We start from the raw sequence: 19,377 nt of genomic DNA, 5'->3' as shown, positions 1-19,377 counted from the left end.
AAGGTTAATACATGCTCCTGTTGTTAGGGAGGCAGCACCTGTGAATTGAAAAAGTTGATTGATTTAATCAATGATTTTGAAATTAAAAGAAACGAATACTTCTTAATACCAAATCCAAATCCGTTAATTTTTTATCAATATGAATATGTAAACTCAAAAGGGGGGAAGTCATCGGGAAGTGTAAGTGCAAAGCTTGAATACTTTTATTATACAGATAATAAAATTAGTCACCTATTAGAAATAGGATTTGAAAATAGAAGTAAGAATTCGGAACATATTGAAAGCTTAACAGCTGACAAAATTTATTTAAAGTGTATAGAAATACGAGATGTTTGTAAAATTATGATGCAACCTCAACAACCCGATTTTGATAATCTTGAAGGGGTTAAAAAGGAATTACATAATCATATTTTTAAAGGCAATGCTTTTGAAGTTTTTGAAAAATATCACACTACAAAAAATTTAGCAGAGAATTGTAAAACGGATTTAAACCTATTATTTCAGTTGTTTCAAAATGACAATCTATTTGTTGAAACAGTTGAATTAAAGCATTACATTAAATGGCTAAATAATAAGTACAAATATGCATTGACTGAATTAAAAAAAACAAACATAAAATCAAAACCGAATATTCAGAGAACAAATGATTACAATGAATATAAAAAAGCGACCTTAAAACAACCTCAAGATAGGTCAAACCATACCTCATGATAGGTCAAGCTTAGTAAAATCTTTGCAATGTTAATAATTTAAAAACATTGCAAAAATGACAAATTCAATCTTACTACAAAATGTAAGTCCCGAACAGTTTACGGAACTTATAACAACAGTCTTCAAAAAAGAATTGGAAGACTTTAAAAAAGAGTTAAATACTCAATCCGAAAATGACGACCTACTAAACGGGGAGCTACTTTTGGAACTTCTACAAATCAACGCTTCAACTTTATGCCATTGGCAGAACAAAGGACGTATTAAAGTCTATAAGTTTGCGAATAAATGTTATTACAAAAGGAGTGAGATAATGCAATCGTTAATTGCTTTAAAAAAATAAAGGCTATGAGTACAGTAAATACAAATAGCCTAAACCCGAACGTAAACGGACGAAGTAAAGATACAAAAAACGGTTATACAAAAGAGCTTTACAATTTACTTTACAAAAAAACATTAAGTCGCAGAATGGCTGCAACGGAAATAGGATTTGTTGACCAGACCTATATGGTAACACCTTATATTTTAAATTGGATTAAAGAGGGTAAGGCAATGGTAATTGGTTCAATAAGATGTAGTCGCTCAGGTCGAATGGTTGAAGCTATAACCACAAATCCTAATTTGTTTATTAAGTCTTCTAACAACCAATTAAATTTATTTTAGGCTATGGACAAAAATAAATTTAAAAAGCTTGTTATAAATGATATTGTAAAGCTTGAAAATAGTGTTGAGTTCGTTAAAAAAACAACAAACGATATTATAAAACCACTCACCGAAGAGTTCTCTTAAAAAGCTATGCGAATATCTCCTAATTTTGCGCTTATAATACTTCTAAAACAAAAAAAAGAGACTTTCGAGTCTCTTTAAATTAATATATCTTCTATAAATGATTATTTATTGATTAATTTTTCAAGCCTCGCCATCATTTCATCTTTCTCCTTCAACATACGCTCAAACAAAACAATTTTCTCTGAGTGAAGTTTTTTAATTTCCTCAATTGGATTGTTGTTAAAAGTTTCAATTCTATTATTGAACATTGCATTATCTTGAGAAACTACACGAAATTAAATTTACTGCTTGTTCTTCATCAAAATTCTGAAAAGCTTCCACAGAATGTCTTAATACAGTAGAGATTTGTTTCAGCAATTGTCTTCAATTACATCTTTCTGCTCCAGCATAGAAATTTTCTTCTGATTCCAGTTTTCCCCCAGATCATAAGCTAATGCTTCCTGCTTTATGTTAAGCATTTCTCTAAAACGTTTTACGTTTCTTCCCTGATGTATTTTCTGTTCCATAATGAATGTCAATTTTCTGAAGGCTCAAAGATAAAGCCATTTGCGCAAAAATCGTGAATTTCAAAGATAAAAAAATATATCATAATACATACTTTTTGTCAGATATTATATCCGTTTTAGAATAGTTTATCCTTTTGAAAGAATAGAACTTCGTTTGTAAATTTTAAATCTCCTTAGTATGAAAAAGAATAAAATCTCCTTCGAAACAAGCTTTTGGCCAGGTCATGTGGCAGGAAATCCTTTTAAGGCAATTAAAGCTTTTTTTGCCTATGCCGATCTGGATTATTACAAACAGAACTTAACTGAATTGGTAGTTTACAGCTATAAGAGAGAAATCTACAAAGTCAACAATCCCTCTGATGCTTTTGTTTTTTATACTGCTATAAATATTTTTCTCAAAGTGTGTTATTGCTTGCAAAAGAAAAGCAAAAAATGGAAAGTTACAGCCTCTTTGCACTCTGAAACAACATTCCATCTTTCTTCCCTGACGGAGGAAGAATATGACAATCCATTTGTTATATTTCAAAAAGCATTTGAAGAAAAAACTCTTGAAGAATTTGAATCATTTCTATGTCAAATCATGGAGCTTTCATTGTCTCCTCATGATGGAAATCCTTACTCCGACCTGACGACGCCCTATATTCATTTAATCAAAATGCTCGATGCTGCGTCACTAATGAAAGAAAGAGGCATTGAGAAAATCAAGAAATCTCCTGAATTGGCGACTTAGCGAGAGAATTATTAAATAATGTAATTCATTTGGCTTTGACCCTTTTTTAACCGCAAAGCTAAAAATGTAAAGCTAAAAACGTAAAGCTAGCTAAGCTTAACGATTAGCTATACAGTTATTTTTTTGCCACAGATATACTTCGTTGCGTTTAAAATGATTAATCAATACTTTACAATAGGAGAAAGACATAAAAGGGCATTTGATGATTTAAAATCCTAAATTATATATTCTCGCAAAGGCGCAAAGAAGCTAAGTAAACAACTTTTTAAAACTGCGGCTTGGCGACTTAGCGAGAGAATTATTAAATAATGTAATTCATTTGGCTTTGATCCTTTTTTAACCGCAAAGTTAAAAACGCAAAGCTCGCAAAGCTTAATGATTCGCTATGCGGTTATTTTTTTGCCACAGATATTCTTCGTTGCGTTTAAAATGATTAATCAATGCTTTAAAATTAGGATATTAAACAATAGGAAAAAGACATAAAAGGGTATTTGATGATTTATGAAATAAAAATCCTAAATTATATATTCTCGCAAAGGCGCAAAGAAGCTAAGTAAACAACTTTTTAAAACTGCGGCTTGGCGACTTAGCGAGAGAATTATTAAATAATGTAATTCATTTGGCTTTGACCCTTTTTTAACCGCAAAGCTAAAAACGCAAAGCTAAAAACGTAAAGCTAGCTAAGCTTAACGATTAGCTATACAGTTATTTTTTTGCCACAGATATACTTCGTTGCGTTTAAAATGATTAATCAATACTTTACAATAGGATATTAAACAATAGGAGAAAGACATAAAAGGGCATTTGATGATTTAAAATCCTAAATTATATATTCTCGCAAAGGCGCAAAGAAGCAAAGTAAACAACTTTTTAAAACTGCGGCTTGGCGACTTAGCGAGAGAATTATCAAACAATGTAATCTGTATTGTTTCAAGTTTCAGGTTAAAAAAATTGTACCTCTCGCCTATGTCAACAACTATTGGCATTGATCCTTTTTTAACCGCAAAGCCCGCAAAGTTAAAAACGCAAAGCTTAATGATTCGCTATGCGGTTACTTCCATAAACTCTACAGGTTTTGATATTTATCCTTATCTAAACTTTAAAAATAGGATATCAAACAATAGGAAAAAGACATAAAAGGGCATTTGATGATTTATGAAATAAAAATCCTATTTTTGAAAATAGATAAACATTGTCGTTTATCAGACATATCACCCCATTTTAGTGTTGGTAAGTCGGATATCGTCAGACATATTTACAAGTTAGCAGTTATTTTAAAACCGAAACCGTGAAAATCAACTTTTTCAAAAAAGACAAAATAGAAATGATTAAACCAACAACAAAAGTATACAGTAAGCAAATAATTGAAGGATACTCAATTCCTGCGTTTATAAAAAATGGAAGTTATTTTTTCGTTGATTTAGATGTTTACGAAAACGGACGAGTGCATTGTTGGAATTTTGAAGATTTTGAGTGTTTTAAAAAAGATGTTGAAAGAAATTGGGTGTCTTTAAGTATTCCTGATGATAATGAAATTTCAATCCACGGTTTAGGAAATTGGACTATAAACGAAGGTAATTGGGAATTTAATAAAAAAACATTTGTTGATTACATACAAAAACTTATCAAAGAGCTTAATCCAAATTTGGAAAACATCTACAAATACAGTGAGAAAAAAGTTAACGGGATAAGCATTGGAGAAGATGGTAGTGGAACTGTTTATAAGGAAACTAAAAAATATCCAAATGATATTTTCCCAGAAAAAATAAATGGGCAAAGTGTTGACCTATTTTACAAAAATTTAGAAAATTACTACTTGATAAAAGTTAATGTTTTTTCAGATAATTCTATTCAGCTTTCAAGATTAGAAAATACAGTTGATTTAACATTAGAGGAATTTGAAAAATTAATACAAGAGGGGAAAATATTGACTGAAATCCCATTAAATTCAGCAGTTAGTATTTACGGACTTGGAAATTTTAAAGTAACAAAAGTTCAATACGTTACAGCAATTCAAGAAAAGTTTATGGAGATTAAAGATATTTTGAGAGATTTAAATGGCCAACTTTCATCAATTGAGATTTGTAGAGAAGCTCTTCAAAACTACAATTCAAATCCAACAATTGACAACAAAAATAAACTAAAAATCAGTTATGAAAATGTTCCAGACCATCAAAAAATGTATGTTGGAGATATGGACACAAAAGATATTGAAGTTAGAATGATAATCTATGGAGAAAATGAAATTGAAAATTGGTCGCACTATCAAGTTGCAAAATCATTAGGACAAACTTTGCCGACAATAAAAATAAACAAACCAAACGATGAAAAAAACAACAGTTAACAAGGGTTTTGCAATAGTGGGGCGAAACTGCAAAGTTCAATGGTATTTCTTCGATTGAACTTTTGTACAAAATTGAAGATTTGTGCTTCGATTGCCCCACCATCGCAAAGACCCGAAACGTTAGGCATCATTGTACAGCAACACTGTAAACATTGAACAAATAGAAAATGATTGAAAATTTACCTACATATATTTCGTTGGCTTTCGGACTAACAACAGTTGCTACTTTATTGCTTTTTATTTGGACAATTAGAAACTCAAATTCTGAACTGACACGAAAAAAAGCAATGCCAATTTTTATCGGTTTGACAATTTGGTTGACAATCCAAGCGGTTTTGACTTTAAAAAACATTTTCAACTCTGACACAAACACTTTTCCTCCAAAAATAATTTTGATTGGAATTTTACCAACTATTTTGACAATTATTTTATTGTTAGCAACCTCAAAAGGCAGACAATTTATTGACAGTTTGCCTCTTAAAAACTTGACTTACCTAAACATTGTGAGAATACCAGTTGAAATTATTTTGTTTTGGCTTTTTCTCAACAAAGCAATTCCTGAATTGATGACTTTTGAAGGTCGAAACTTTGACATTCTTGCTGGAATTTCCGCACCAATTATTGCATATTTTGGCTTGACAAAAACAAAACTGAGCCGACAAACAATTTTACTATGGAATTTTATTTGCCTTGGACTTTTGGTAAATATTGTTCTGAACGCTTTATTTTCAGCACCTTCACCAATTCAAAAATTTGCCTTCGACCAACCAAATATTGCAATTTTAAATTTTCCATTCAGTTGGTTGCCAACATTTATTGTTCCAATCGTTTTATTCGGACATTTAACATCAATCAGACAATTAATGAAATATAAAATAGATACTAAAACGAACGGCTAACAGCAGTTTGACAAAAAATGTAACATTGAATTAAAATTTTAGCAAATACTAAAAAAATGAAAAACCTGATTTACGGAATTAGCATCTTATTCCTATTCGTTTCTTGTAAAACAGCCAAAGAAATTCAAAAGACAGATCCGATAAACGATCCAAGCGTATTTATCGGAAATCATAAAGCAAAAGCAATGGTTTTAGGTGTTTTTCATTTTAGCAATCCGCAATTGGACAGTTATAAGCCAAAATTCCCCTTCGACATTCTAGAAAAACAAAGACAATCGGAGTTGGATATCCTTTTGGAAAAAATAGCAGAATACAAACCGACAAAAATATTACTGGAACTGAATCGCATTGAAATGGACAGTCTGACGAATGAAAACTATCAAAGTTATCTTAAAGGCAAATTCCTCATTGACGACAAAACCAATGAAGTTTATCAAATCGGTTTCAAACTTGCAAAAAAATTAAATCATCATCGAGTGTATTGTTCCGACGCAGATGCGAAATGGTTCGGAGTTAATTTAGATTGGGACAATTACGATGCAGAAGCCTATTTAAAATCCAAAGGACAATATGAAAAAACAACCCGATATGATTACGAATCGCTATATAAGCTTCAAGATTCGTTAAAAACGATTCAATCATTGACTAAAACGCTCAATATGCTGAATAATCCTGTAGGCAGACTGAAAGACCATCAAGCGTATCTAACGAACATTTTGGAAGGAGCGGGTGATAACTATTTGGGAGCCGACAATGTGGGCCGGTGGTACAGACGGAATTTGAGAATTTTTTCTAACGCATACGATTTTACCAATTTTAATAAAGAAGAAAGACTTTTATTAATTTATGGCTCAGGTCACGTTTGGCTGCTACGGCAATTTTTTAAGGACTCCCCTGATTTTGAGTATATAGAAGCAAACGACTATCTGAAGGATTAATACTATTCCTAACATCGCATTGGTAATAAGCGAGCTCTACTGTGCTTCGCATTAAACTTTTTATTCTTAGTTCTTATTTTTATTTGATTATTTTATATTCAGGAAACAATATTCTAAGAAATAAATTAAGGGTTTGAATCCAGTCGAGGTCACACAGCCAAAAGGCGCCAATTAAATAAGTAATTTAAACGGATCAATACAAAACCTGTGGAGTGAGAAAACTCGTTTTTGGATTCAACACAAAGCTTTGCGAACTTTGTGTTTTTTATTCGTAAAGTAAAATAAATCTTAGCGTGCTTTGCGTTTATTTTTTTTGCCACAGATATACTTCGTTACGTTTAAAATGATTCATGAATACTTTACAATAGGATATTAAATCTGATACAAAATACAAACCCTCCTGAAATATCAGAAGGGTTTTGTAATTATCATTTATAAATGACAAATATACTCGCTAATCAACAGTATATTCAATAAGTAAATCACCTTTCTCGACCAAACTGTTTTCATTGAGGTGAATTTTGTGTATGATTCCAGATTTACCTAATACAGTGTTTTCCATTTTCATAGCTTCAATTGTAAATAAGGGCTGATCTTGTTTAATTTCTTCTCCTTCTTTGACCCAAATCTTACTTAATAATCCAGGCAAAGGAGCACCTATTTCAGCTGTTGTTAATGCTTTTCGATTTTGTATGTTCGCAGTTTTTATAGCTATATCTTTTATTTCAATGGCCTTGGTTTGTCCATTTAGTTTAAAATAAACCGTTCTTATTCCTTGTAAATCAGGCTCAGATTTATATAAAAATTTCACTATAATAGATTTTCCTTCAGAAATATTAACGATTACTTCTTCATTCGGTTTTAATCCGTAAAAAAATGTAGTAGAAGGAATAACGCTCACATCTCCATATTTTTCAATTGTTTTAAAATAATCTTCAAAAACTTTAGGATAAAATAAATAAGATAAAAAATCTGCTAATGTACAGGAAAGAGAAAAGTTTTGCTGAAAAATTTCAAACTCGTTATCAAAATCTATAGGGGTTAAATGTGCATTGGGTAAATCTAAAAATGGTTTTTCTTTTTTGAGAACCATTTGTTGAAAATCTGCTGGCCATCCGCCATCTGGTTGCCCCAACTCCCCTTTAAGCATTCCTTTTACAGAATTAGGAAAGGACAAAGTGGTGCCTTGATCTAAAACATCTTGTTTGCTCAGATTACTGCTCACCATAAACATGGCCAGATCACCCACAACTTTTGAGGAAGGGGTTACTTTTATAATATCGCCAAGTAAGCTATTGGCATCCTGATATGCTTGTTTAATGTCTGTCATTCTAGTCTCTAAGCCTAAGGAATAAGCCTGCGGTTTTAGATTCGAATATTGCCCTCCTGAATCTCATGTTTGTAAACTTCTGCTGTGCTTGATTTTAAATCGGACTCAAAAGGATAATAATACTCCCTGATATCTTCCCAGTAGTTACTGTATTGATTTAGTTTTTCAACATCAAGTCCCGAATCGCGAGGGGTTCCTTTTAAGGCTTCTGCAAAAACATTAAAATTGGGTTGTGAGGTAAGCCCTGACATAGATGATAATGCAACATCGATAATATCAACCCCTGCTTCTACTGCCTTGATATAAGTAGCAGACTGTATTCCAGCGGTATCATGGGTGTGCAAATGTATTGGAATAGCAATGGATTTTTTTAGTTCGGTTATTAATTTTTCGGCAGCATAGGGTTTCAATAAACCAGCCATATCTTTTATACACAAAATATGAGCGCCTGTATCTTCTATTCTTTTAGCGAGATCCAAATAATAATTAAGATTGAATTTTGGACGCTCAGGATTTAGGATGTCTCCTGAATAGCCCATACAAACCTCAGCAAGCGAATCTGTATTTGTAAGTACAGCATTAATACTGTTCTTCATATTATCGATACTATTGAGTGAATCAAAAATTCTAAAAACATCTATCCCCTTTTGGGCAGATACTTCAATAAATTTTTCGACCAAATTATCAGGATAGGCAGTATACCCCACTCCATTAGAGCCTCTAATCAGCATTTGCAACAATACATTGGGCATCGCTTTTCTCATTTGTTCCAAACGACTCCAAGGGCATTCATTCAAAAATCGCATCGCAACATCAAATGTGGCTCCACCCCAAACTTCCATAGAGAACATTTCTGGGAAGTCTTTTGTAAATGTTTCTGCAAAAGGCATCATATCGATCGTACGCACTCTGGTAGCAAGCAATGACTGGTGCGCATCTCGCATGGTGCAATCGGTATACAAAATTTGTTTTTGTTCTTTAATCCAGTTTGAAAATGCTTTAGGTTTTAACTCATCTAATAGTTGTTTGGTTCCGTTAGCATGAAAGGCACTTGATGGAACTGGTAATTTTGGAGTCAGAAATTTTTTCTCAGGTACAATAAAGGGAACATCTGGATTACCATTGACAATTATATTTCCGATAAATGCCAAATTCTTGGTTACATTATCGGATTTTCTTTTGATTTTCATCAATGATGGATTATCTCCTATAAAATTCACCGTAATATTTCCTGCTTGAAAATCGGGATGAACAATTAAGTTTTCTAAAAAAGGAATATTGGTTTTAACCCCTTCAATAGTAAATTCTTTCAGCGTTCTTAAAAGACGTTGGCTCGTTCCTTCTAATGTTCTTCCTCTGGCGGTAATCTTTACGAGCATAGAATCAAAAAAAGGTGAAATCTTAACTCCCGAATAAGAACTTCCTTCATCTATCCTGATGCCGTAACCTCCAGCGTTTCGATACGCAATAATAGTTCCATAATCGGGTGTAAAATCATTAGCCGGATCTTCGGTAGTAATCCTGCATTGGATTGCAAAACCACTACATTTTAAACTTTCTTGTCCCATAATATAAATTCCTGGACTAGACAGTTGGTGACCGCAAGCAATAAGAATTTGACTTCTAACAATATCAATTCCTGTTACTTCCTCTGTAACGGTATGCTCTACCTGGATTTGGGGATTTACTTCTATGAAATAAATGTTTTCTGCTGCATCGACTAAAAATTCAACCGTTCCTGCATTATTATAATTTACTTTAGTTGCAATACTAAGTGCATACTTGTATAGCTTATCTTTTGTTTCTTGTTTTAAATTTGGGGCTGGAGCAATTTCGACCACTTTTTGAAACCTTCGCTGTACACTACAATCACGCTCAAATAAATGAACAATGTTTCCAAAATTATCTCCTAATAATTGTACTTCGATATGTTTGGGGTTTTCAATGAATTTTTCAAGAAATAACGTATCATCGCCAAAAGCTGTTTTTGCTTCTCTTTTTGCTTCGTTGAACAAAGCTTCTAACTGATTGGGATTTCGAACCACTCGCATACCACGGCCTCCCCCTCCTGCTGCAGCCTTTAGCATTAATGGATAACCAATGCGATTTGCTTCTTCTTGAGCAATAGAAAACGAAATAAGGTTTCTTTTGCTGTCTTCAATTAAAGGTACATTGGCAGCTAATGCGATTTTTTTGGCAGCCACTTTGTCTCCTAATTGTTCCATGACTTCTGGATTGGGGCCAATCCATAAAATTCCATTTTCAGCACATTTTGTAGCAAATAGTACATTCTCTGATAAAAAACCATAACCCGGATGTATGGCCTCCACTCCTTCGGCTTTGGCTACTTTTATGATTTCATCAATATCAAGATAAGGTTTTAAGGGATCTGTATCTTTGCCTATCTGATAAGCCTCATCGGCTTTGTAGCGATGCAGGGAATACCTGTCTTCGTAGGTATAAATAGCTACAGTTTTAATTTTTAATTCCGCGGCAGCGCGAAAAATACGTAGTGCAATCTCTCCTCTATTTGCAACTAGTAATTTTGAAATTGTTCTCATTTTAATAAATTAAGTTAAATATCCACAAAATAAAAACGACTTATTTTGAACAACTTCTGAGGATAAAATCTATTAATTTATATTGCTTAAAATCCAATTCTTCTCAGACTCCTTCCAATGGAATGGATAATAAATAAAGTAATTCTCTTAATTCAGGTCATTCAAAATAAAAACCATTTTTTATAGCTTCAGGAATCCTTTCTTCCCTGTATTTGGTGTTCAAATTCATTGTTATACGTATTATAATTATATTGATAATCATCATTTCTTCCTAATAAAAAACTGATTTACAAGGCGCAACAAATATATAAAAGTTCTTGAGTTGACCACGTTCTAGCTGAAAATAAACAATGTTATTTTCATTTCTGAAGGTTTCTTTTGAATCAGGCTTTGATATGCTGGGATTTAAAATCATTTACAAATAAAAAAACATAAAAAAAGTCCAATTCCTAAGAATTGGACTTTTCAGCTTGTAGCCTTAGCTGGATAAATTTCTATTTTTTTTTGGAAGATTTGAAGAGATTTGTTAACTAACTAACTGTAGTGGAAATTTTGTTTGGATACCCTGTTGGGGATTAAACTCAATATGCTGAATAATCCAGTAGGCATACAGAAAAACCATCAAGTTTATCTAACGAGCATTTTGGAAGGAGCTGGTGATAACTATTTAGGAGCAGACAATTTGGGCAAGTGGTACAGACAGAATTTGAGAGTTTTTTCAAACACATACGATTTTACCGATTTTAATACAGAAGAAAGACTTTTGTTAATTTATACTTCGGGACACGTTTGGTTGCTACTGCAATTTTTTAAAGTTATAAAATATCCTTTAATTAAATCATTACTAAACTATTATCTACTTGCTTGATTTAGTTTTAATGAGTTTTGCTTTAGTCCCGCCTGGAGCCAGCCATAACTTATCTTTAATTATACTGTCAAAAAGTTGATCCTCAGAAATACTTTCATTCATTTTCTGCTCAAGAACCTTTATTATCTCGTCGGCGTTTCCATAGGTCGGTTTTAATGTGTATACCTCCTTAAATTTTGCTAGTGCCTCCTTAAATTTCTTCTGTTCTAACAGATTAAAACCATCACTATATAAATCTTGTATAGTGCTCACAGCTCCACCTACTAAATCTACCCTATTTTCTTCTTTTAACTTGTCATTTATTTTTTCCTCAAAATTACTTGGCGAATAGGTATACCTTAATATGGCTAAATATCGGTTAAGATTATTAACTTTTTCATCAATACGATACAATGTTCTTCTTTTATTGTCTTTATGCTTAATTTCCTCATTAAGTGATCCTTTAATAATTTCCTCAATTGAATTAGCTATCTTATCATCATTACTAGCTTTTGCCGCATCAGATATCTCTTTTATGTATTTTTTTTGAATGATTTTCAGCTCCTCAAAAACTGCCGTATTAATGTCTGATACAGAAGTTCTGTATTCATCCATTACAGGTATTAGTTCGGGTTGGGTGTAGACACTGTCTTTGGCATCAATTGAATTTCTGATAAAATCAATCACTTTGGTATACTCCCCATAAGTCTGAACATCAAAGGAGGTATTGACTGGAATATTTAGCCTTGCTTTTCGCCCTGTAATTCCAATAGTTTTCATTGAAATATCTACTTTAATCTGCCCAAACTCTACCCTGGCAGCTAGTTTTTCAATACTTAAACTATTTTCTTTATTTTCTTTATTTAGTTCTATACCTGAGATTTTAAATTCACTTCTCAATCCAACAGCATATCTAATTTTAGGCAGTCCTGTACAATTAAAATCCTGAAATTGTAAATAATCGACTACTACATACAAATCAGATTTTTTTAATTCATTATTTATTATTCCAAAGGCTTGCAATGCAGTTTTATTATCGGCTTTAAATAAATAATGCCTGAATTGAAAACCACTTTTGAGATCATGTATACTTTTTGGAACAACTATCTCACATGGAGCAACTCCTAATGAATCTGTAATAGCATTGTTTAGCGTTTTATTCGGGCTTGGCTTACTGTCAAAAAGCTTGATAATATGTTTTCCTTTTGTATTTAGAATTTTTTCTTTTTCAAGTGGATTCATCACTATTAATCTTTTACTTTGTGGATCGTCAGTGGGTATATCAAATACACTCTCTCCAGTTTTCTCAATTATTTGCTTTACAATTAAAAACTCCAGTATAGCTTGTGAATAATAATTTTTATCAGCCACTATAGCATTTAATCCAAGTACATCTTTGTTTTTCCTTGCAAACTTTCCCCAGGCCTCATCTTGTCCGTAAATACATTGAAATGTGAACAAAAAACTTATAAGTAGATATTTTACCATAATTATAAAATATAAATAGTTAATACTCTATCAATCATAAATTTACATCATTATATAACATCAAACAATGCGTATTTATACGGTATTTTACATCCTCCTACTAATTCCTTCCTACCTCTACGTAACAAATTTCTAGAAATTTTATGAAAAATTCGAAGATTTTACCTTACTGTATACAGAATTGTCTTTCAATGGCATCAGATATTTGGTTTAGATATACTGTAATGGATTAATGTAAAAAATTGATTTATTTACATATCTTATTTTGCCACAAAATGCACTCAATATTTTTTTGACTAGTTAATACAAAAAGAGACAGTCTTAAAATTCTGTGGTAAAAAGTATATCAATCTCAATCAGGTCATAAAATTTTAGCTACCCTTTTGGTCCGTTTCGAATGAAAATGAGTATTTCAAAAATACCATAACTCACTAAAAATGAGTATTTATACGGGTAAATAGATCGGCGAAGTAGATTATATTTGATAGTATTTTCACTATTAACCAGTACTATCAAAATACATTGCGCCTTAAATCCTCCTCTTATGAAAAAAACGTTACTTTTCTTCGTGTTTTTACTTTTCAGCTGTTCGCCGATAGGTACCTTATACAATGATTTCGGAGACCTAAAAGAGCAGCAGACTTACACAGCAATAAATGAACCTATCCGGATTTATATAGACCGCCATGGGGATGTGTATCCAGAATTCAAGATCAATTCTGATCTTTTTCGAAGTAATGGCTCTATCCTAGAGGATGTTTATATTAAAGATCATACTACACTTTTGAATGTTTTCAAGGGTGAAAATATTCCTTATGAGACAAAGAAGACAACTGCTGAAAATATAACTGCTTTACAATTACATTTGGATCAAAAATATAGTAATCTGATTGACAAGGCTTCGGGTAGTAAAACTATTATTTATCTCATTCACGGTTACAATAATAACGCAGATCGAGCTTCAATAGCTTTTAGCAGATTAAGAGTCGCTGTCACCCAACTGAAACCCAATATGAATTTTCAGTTCGTCGAAGTGTATTGGGATGGTTTGAATAATGGTGACAAAATTTTCAATACCGTTAAAATTTGGAATAATGCCCAATTCAGTGCCGCACGGGCAGGTCTAGGATTAAGAAGGATATTAAACAAAACGAAAGCAGAACACTCTTATGTGATTACTCACAGCCTCGGTGCAGCGGTTATTACAGAAGCACTTTTTAATGCCAAAAGATTTAAAGACAGTTTTTACGTGGAAGATTCCCTAGGAATTGAAATCAAACAATTACATAATAACGAGATCTATAATTCTCCATCCTCCAGATTCACAGTAGGTATGTTGACTCCTGCCATACCTGGAAAGAATGTTTTTCAAGATTACTATCAAAGGACAGTAAAAGGAAAGGATATTCAAGAAATTACAGTGCCTTACCAATTTATCAATGGGTTCAATGAGTATGATATTGTTACCACAAAATGGATATTTAGCAAATATGTGGGAGCTACTACACTCTCCTGCAATGAAGAGGAGCATGAAAAAGTTCGTGACTTTTTTTCAGGAAATACAAGTATTTATGACAGGGTAGCCTTCTCTAAAAGTCATGGTAATAAGCAAACCAGCCATGCTGTTAGAGATTACATTGAGAATGAAAATTTTCCAATATTTATTACGGCATTGTTTAAAAGTCCCTTATGAAAGAGCTATCTAATTGTACCGTATTTATAATGTTATTTATATTACAAGGCAGTACGTTGTGGTCGCAAAATCATATAAGTCATCACGATAGTATATTCCAGTATGGTTTTAGCGCTAAAATTGTCGCCGATGTCTTCCTTATGAAAAGATAAATGTCTTTGAAATTTACGCATTTTTTTTGCTTCTTAGAAATTCTACACCCCATAAAAATCTCCCGACTTTTTATTATTAGTTCTTATTTTCCTTGATTATTATATAGTCAGGAAACAATATATAATGATATTATTTTTGTTCCTGAAAATGCAATTATAAGAGCCAGAAACAACTGTATAATCAACTCATATTTTGCACTTACATATTTCATATCACCATTAACTCCATCTACCAACAAACCTATTGTTGTTACTAATATAGGAAAGATACTCTCTAAGAAAAGTAAGTCAATAATTTGAAACAAAAATTACGATAAGTACTGAAACAATCTATAATATTTAATAGCTGTTAAAGCATTGAACCCATTTGAAATCAATCTTATATTTAAGAAAGTATTTAACAGTTCTTATAATAAAACATTTTCTACAATTTCACTTCTAGTTCACTGTTATCCCAAAAAACATCTCTCCCTATGTTAGTTACTTATTTTACTAATTCTTTGGACAAATTTTATAAGTAGTGGTAAGGCAGGTCCAACCATATTGTGATCAAATCCTTGTAATTCAAACAAAGTAACATCTCGATGACCTACCAATGAAAACATACGGGCTAAATAGGCATTTTCTTCATAGCGTCCTAGTAACTCCATCTCTCGATCTCCTGTTATTAATAATATTGGAGGCGCATCTGGTCTGCAAAAATAAAGTGGGGCATATTTATCAATAATTGGTTGCCTTTCATCGATACCATTTTCCTTTCTAATTGTGAAATGCGTAATGGCCTGACCACTTAATGGGATTATCCCTGCGATTTTATTTGCATCAATATTGTATTTAGACAAATACATCTTGTCTAAGGTTACCATGAGTCCTAGGTAACCTCCTGCAGAATGTCCTGAAATGAAAATTTTACTTGGATCTCCCCCATAATCGCTAATATGGTTAAATACCCATGCAACTGCAGCTGCAGCATCATCAATATAAGCTGGTGCTTTGACTTTAGGAGATAATCTATAGTCAACACCAACTATAATGAATTTATTGTTTTTTAATGCCTCAGGAATTTCAGTTTGACCGCTAGTAAGTCCTCCACCATGTAACCAAATTATAGTCGTACTACCTTGACTGTTTTCTGGATAATATATATCTAATTTGCATTTAGATTTTATGTAGGGATCTTTTTTACAAATTTCATTAGAATAATAATTTATATCCGTTTTTGTTAAATAACCTTGACTATGAACAATAATAGTATTTAAAAAAAGTAAGAATAAAACAAAGCTTTTTTTCATGAATAGAGTATTTTGTGCTATTTAATTTTTCAAATATAAGTAGTATTTATAATTCTGTCGCATTTACATTGGTAACATTCTAAAGTTATACTACAAAAAAACAAAATGGCTTACACGTAGTTATTCCCACGATTTTTTATTTGTTTTTTTCAGCATGTGGACAACCTCAATTCTAATAAGAGCTCTCTTTTGCAGATTCAAAATTTTTAAAACCTAAGTCTTTTTATATCCTCCACTATAAAGTGAATAGAAAATCAAATGTATGCCAAGCTGCATATAGATAACACTACTGCCCTTTAACTTTTAAATAAATCTAATCCGTTGTACCCATTTCTTTCGTTTGTTGATTTACAATTCAGTAAATAGACTAATTTTATATACGCTACGAAAACTAGACTATTTATAAGACAAAACTATTGAACCTCTTTTTAACTATTTACAACACTTCTAAACAATTGGTTACTAAAAAAAACATCAGAATATTACGTATATTTGAACTGTGAAAAAATATTTATCCATATTATTTTTATCTGTTTACCTACTCTCAATTACTCAATTAGGTGAACTAATAAAGCTACCTCTCTTGGTAGAACATTATATGGAACACAAACAGCAAAATAGTAATTTGACTATTTTGAACTTTTTACGTATTCATTACCAAGCGCAACATGTATTTGATGCTGATTACGATAAGGATATGAAATTACCTTTTAAATCACATACTAATATATCCTCTGTTGTATTTTATCCACTAATACAAGAATATAAAACAATACAAAAAGTCAATTTTAAGTATAAAAAAGAAATTTTATATACCTATTCTTTTTCCTATTCTTCTATTTCACTTTCGTCTATCTGGCAGCCACCCAGAAACTGTTAATCGTTTTTTATTGGCTTAAAAACTTTCACGTCTAATGGCGCGTGTTTTTGCTATTCCTTATTTTTTATAACGACGATTAATAAAACAAACTTATGCTTACTAAAATAATTGAGTTTTCCGTGAGGAATAAACTCATCGTAGGGCTTTTTATAATTGCCCTGATTGGCTATGGCTCATACGAAGCCACTCGCCTACCCATTGATGCTGTTCCAGATATAACCAATAATCAGGTGCAAATTATTACAATCGCTCCCTCATTTGGCGCGACCGACATCGAGAGATTGGTCACTTTTCCTATAGAACAGGCCAATAGTAATATCTCTGGAATGAAAGAAATTCGCAGCTTTTCCAGATTTGGATTATCACTTGTAACAATTGTCTTTGATGATGATATCGATGTATATTGGGCAAGACAACAGGTTGCCGAACGATTACAACAGGTTCAAAATGAGATACCACAAGGTATTGGTACTCCTACCCTAGGACCTATATCTACAGGACTTGGAGAAATTTATCAATATGTAGTAAAGCCTAAAAAAGGCTATGAACAAAAATATAATGTAACCGAATTAAGAACAATCCATGGATTGGATTGTAAGACGACAACTTCTAGGAGTCAAGGGTGTTGCTGAAGTGAGTAGTTTTGGAGGCAAACTCAAGCAATATGAAATCAGCATTAGTCCTGATAAGCTAAATGCTTATGGAATAACGATCAATGATGTTTTTACTGCTGTTCAAAACAATAATCAAAATACGGGTGGTTCTTATATCGAAAAAGGACCAACAGTACTTTATATTCGTAGCGAAGGTCTTATTGGAACTGTTGCGGATATAGAAAACATTGCTATCCCCAATAAAAATAGTGATACTCCTTTACTCATAAGAGATGTAGCTCAGGTAAAAACTGGATTTGCTACGCGATATGGAGCAATGTGCTATAATGATGAAGGGGAAGTTTCTGGAGCAATAGTTATGATGCTTAAAGGAGCTAATAGCAGTGAGGTCATTAAAAATGTAAAAGAAAAAATTGCTCAAATACAAAAAACACTTCCTGAAGGTGTAGAAATAGAACCTTTTCTTGATAGAACAAAAATGGTAAATAATGCCATTGGTACAGTCGAAAAAAACCTGCTTGAAGGGGCATTAATTGTGGTGTTTGTTTTGGTAATGTTTTTGGGTAATTTTAGAGCAGGTTTATTGGTTGCATCGGTAATTCCGTTAGCCATGCTCTTTGCTATTTGTATGATGAATTTCTTTGGTGTAAGCGGAAACTTAATGAGTCTCGGAGCCTTAGATTTTGGATTAATTGTAGATGGTGCGGTAATTATTGTTGAAGCCATTATGCATCAGCTCTCCAGTAATACTAAATATAAGGAGCATACTTCGCTTACCGCTGATCAGATGGATAAAACCGTTACAAGTTCGGCTAGCAAAATGATGAACAGTGCGGTATTTGGACAAATCATCATATTGATTGTTTACTTACCCATTTTTACGCTGCAGGGTATCGAAGGCAAAATGTTTAAACCTATGGCACAAACAGTTGCTTTTGCTTTGCTAGGTGCTTTTATTTTGTCTCTGACTTATATTCCGATGATGAGTGCTTTTTTTCATAAGTAAAAAAACAAAACACAAAGAAAATCTATCGGATAAAGTAATGAAACGACTTGAAAACACATATCAAAAAACACTAACAAAAGTACTTCGTTTTCCTAAAGCCGTATTAGGTTCTGTCTTACTACTTTTTATTTTGGCTGTTCTAACACTTACTACCTTGGGAGGCGAATTCATACCTGCTCTTGAAGAAGGTGATTTTGCCGTAGATACACGAGTACTTACAGGCAGCAACTTAAATACAACAATAGAAAGCACCCAAAAAGCAGCGCACATATTAAAAAGCCAATTCCCTGAAGTACTAAAAGTAGTTACCAAAATAGGTAGCGGTGAAGTCCCTACAGACCCAATGCCTATGGAAGCCAGTGATATGATGGTAATTTTAAAAGATAAGAAAGAATGGACTTCTGCTAAAACTTTTAATGAATTATCTGCAAAAATGAGTAAGGCTCTAGAAGATGTTCCCGGAATTACAACAGGATTTCAATTCCCAGTACAAATGCGTTTTAATGAATTAATGACAGGAGCCCGACAAGATGTTGTTCTTAAAATATTTAGGTGCTGCCTCCTTAACAACAGGAGCATGTATTAACCTTAGCAATCAAT

At 32.5% G+C, this 19,377-nt stretch carries 15 protein-coding genes and 2 pseudogenes; 11 read left to right on the top strand and 6 right to left on the bottom strand.

The window, feature by feature from the left end; genetic code table 11:
- The first annotated feature begins 45 nt into the window (after positions 1 to 45).
- The 3 genes from AC1RYN_RS01335 to AC1RYN_RS01325 are packed head-to-tail and all read left to right on the top strand — an operon-like array spanning position 46 to position 1,371.
- The gene (locus AC1RYN_RS01335; protein WP_481805526.1) at positions 46 to 711 is read left to right on the top strand and encodes a hypothetical protein; all 666 of its coding nucleotides are present in this window, start codon (positions 46 to 48) and stop codon (positions 709 to 711) included.
- A 55-nt stretch (positions 712 to 766) separates the two neighbouring features.
- Positions 767 to 1,051, top strand: a complete 285-nt coding sequence (locus AC1RYN_RS01330; protein WP_481805525.1) for a helix-turn-helix domain-containing protein — start codon at positions 767 to 769, stop codon at positions 1,049 to 1,051.
- 5 nt (positions 1,052 to 1,056) lie between these two features.
- Positions 1,057 to 1,371: a hypothetical protein gene (locus AC1RYN_RS01325; protein WP_481805524.1), complete on the top strand. Its 315-nt coding sequence runs from the start codon at positions 1,057 to 1,059 to the stop codon at positions 1,369 to 1,371.
- Between the two features lie 227 nt (positions 1,372 to 1,598).
- Here the strand turns inward: AC1RYN_RS01325 and AC1RYN_RS01320 are convergent.
- Positions 1,599 to 2,003: pseudogene (locus tag AC1RYN_RS01320) on the bottom strand (XRE family transcriptional regulator).
- Positions 2,004 to 2,181: 178 nt separating this feature from the next.
- Between AC1RYN_RS01320 and AC1RYN_RS01315 the strand changes: the two are divergent.
- The 4 genes from AC1RYN_RS01315 (at position 2,182) to AC1RYN_RS01300 (ending at position 6,914) form a co-directional block, all read left to right on the top strand.
- Positions 2,182 to 2,733, top strand: coding sequence for a hypothetical protein (locus tag AC1RYN_RS01315; RefSeq protein WP_481805523.1), 552 nt, complete (start codon positions 2,182 to 2,184; stop codon positions 2,731 to 2,733).
- 1,324 nt (positions 2,734 to 4,057) lie between these two features.
- A complete protein-coding gene (locus AC1RYN_RS01310; RefSeq protein WP_481805522.1) occupies positions 4,058 to 5,077 on the top strand; it encodes a DUF7638 domain-containing protein in 1,020 nt (339 codons plus the stop codon).
- A gap of 167 nt (positions 5,078 to 5,244) precedes the next feature.
- On the top strand, positions 5,245 to 5,976 hold the full coding sequence (locus AC1RYN_RS01305) for a hypothetical protein (protein ID WP_481805521.1): 732 nt from the start codon (positions 5,245 to 5,247) through the stop codon (positions 5,974 to 5,976).
- Positions 5,977 to 6,032: 56 nt separating this feature from the next.
- The gene (locus tag AC1RYN_RS01300) at positions 6,033 to 6,914 is read left to right on the top strand and encodes a DUF5694 domain-containing protein (protein ID WP_481805520.1); all 882 of its coding nucleotides are present in this window, start codon (positions 6,033 to 6,035) and stop codon (positions 6,912 to 6,914) included.
- 454 nt (positions 6,915 to 7,368) lie between these two features.
- On the opposite strand, the gene AC1RYN_RS01295 is transcribed toward AC1RYN_RS01300, so the two are convergent.
- The gene (locus AC1RYN_RS01295) at positions 7,369 to 8,244 is read right to left on the bottom strand and encodes a biotin/lipoyl-containing protein (RefSeq protein ID WP_481805519.1); all 876 of its coding nucleotides are present in this window, start codon (positions 8,242 to 8,244) and stop codon (positions 7,369 to 7,371) included.
- Positions 8,245 to 8,279: 35 nt separating this feature from the next.
- Entirely contained in the window at positions 8,280 to 10,805 is a 2,526-nt protein-coding gene (locus AC1RYN_RS01290) for a pyruvate carboxylase (RefSeq protein WP_481805518.1), read from the bottom strand.
- Positions 10,806 to 11,391: 586 nt separating this feature from the next.
- Here AC1RYN_RS01290 and AC1RYN_RS01285 point away from each other — a divergent pair.
- Entirely contained in the window at positions 11,392 to 11,673 is a 282-nt protein-coding gene (locus AC1RYN_RS01285) for a DUF5694 domain-containing protein (RefSeq protein ID WP_481805517.1), read from the top strand.
- Here the strand turns inward: AC1RYN_RS01285 and AC1RYN_RS01280 are convergent.
- Entirely contained in the window at positions 11,662 to 13,113 is a 1,452-nt protein-coding gene (locus AC1RYN_RS01280) for a hypothetical protein (protein ID WP_481805516.1), read from the bottom strand. The genes AC1RYN_RS01285 and AC1RYN_RS01280 overlap by 12 nt on opposite strands.
- Before the next feature lie 571 nt (positions 13,114 to 13,684).
- On the opposite strand from AC1RYN_RS01280, the gene AC1RYN_RS01275 reads away from it, so the two are divergent.
- The gene (locus tag AC1RYN_RS01275; RefSeq protein ID WP_481805515.1) at positions 13,685 to 14,833 is read left to right on the top strand and encodes an alpha/beta hydrolase; all 1,149 of its coding nucleotides are present in this window, start codon (positions 13,685 to 13,687) and stop codon (positions 14,831 to 14,833) included.
- Positions 14,834 to 14,874: 41 nt separating this feature from the next.
- Here AC1RYN_RS01275 and AC1RYN_RS01270 read toward each other — a convergent pair whose 3' ends face one another.
- Together AC1RYN_RS01270 and AC1RYN_RS01265 are read right to left on the bottom strand one after the other, a co-directional pair.
- Positions 14,875 to 15,006 (bottom strand): hypothetical protein, encoded by a 132-nt coding sequence (locus AC1RYN_RS01270; protein ID WP_481805514.1) that lies wholly within the window; start codon positions 15,004 to 15,006, stop codon positions 14,875 to 14,877.
- Positions 15,007 to 15,461: 455 nt separating this feature from the next.
- On the bottom strand, positions 15,462 to 16,277 hold the full coding sequence (locus tag AC1RYN_RS01265; protein ID WP_481805513.1) for an alpha/beta hydrolase: 816 nt from the start codon (positions 16,275 to 16,277) through the stop codon (positions 15,462 to 15,464).
- A gap of 583 nt (positions 16,278 to 16,860) precedes the next feature.
- Between AC1RYN_RS01265 and AC1RYN_RS01260 the strand changes: the two genes are divergently transcribed.
- A complete protein-coding gene (locus AC1RYN_RS01260) occupies positions 16,861 to 17,157 on the top strand; it encodes a hypothetical protein (protein ID WP_481805512.1) in 297 nt (98 codons plus the stop codon).
- 92 nt (positions 17,158 to 17,249) lie between these two features.
- Positions 17,250 to 19,327, top strand: a pseudogene (locus AC1RYN_RS01255) (efflux RND transporter permease subunit); the annotation flags it as partial.
- Positions 19,328 to 19,377: the final 50 nt, after the last annotated feature.

Source organism: Flavobacterium sp. TC780, from assembly GCF_056783245.1.
This window is presented reverse-complemented; position numbering and strand designations above follow the sequence as displayed.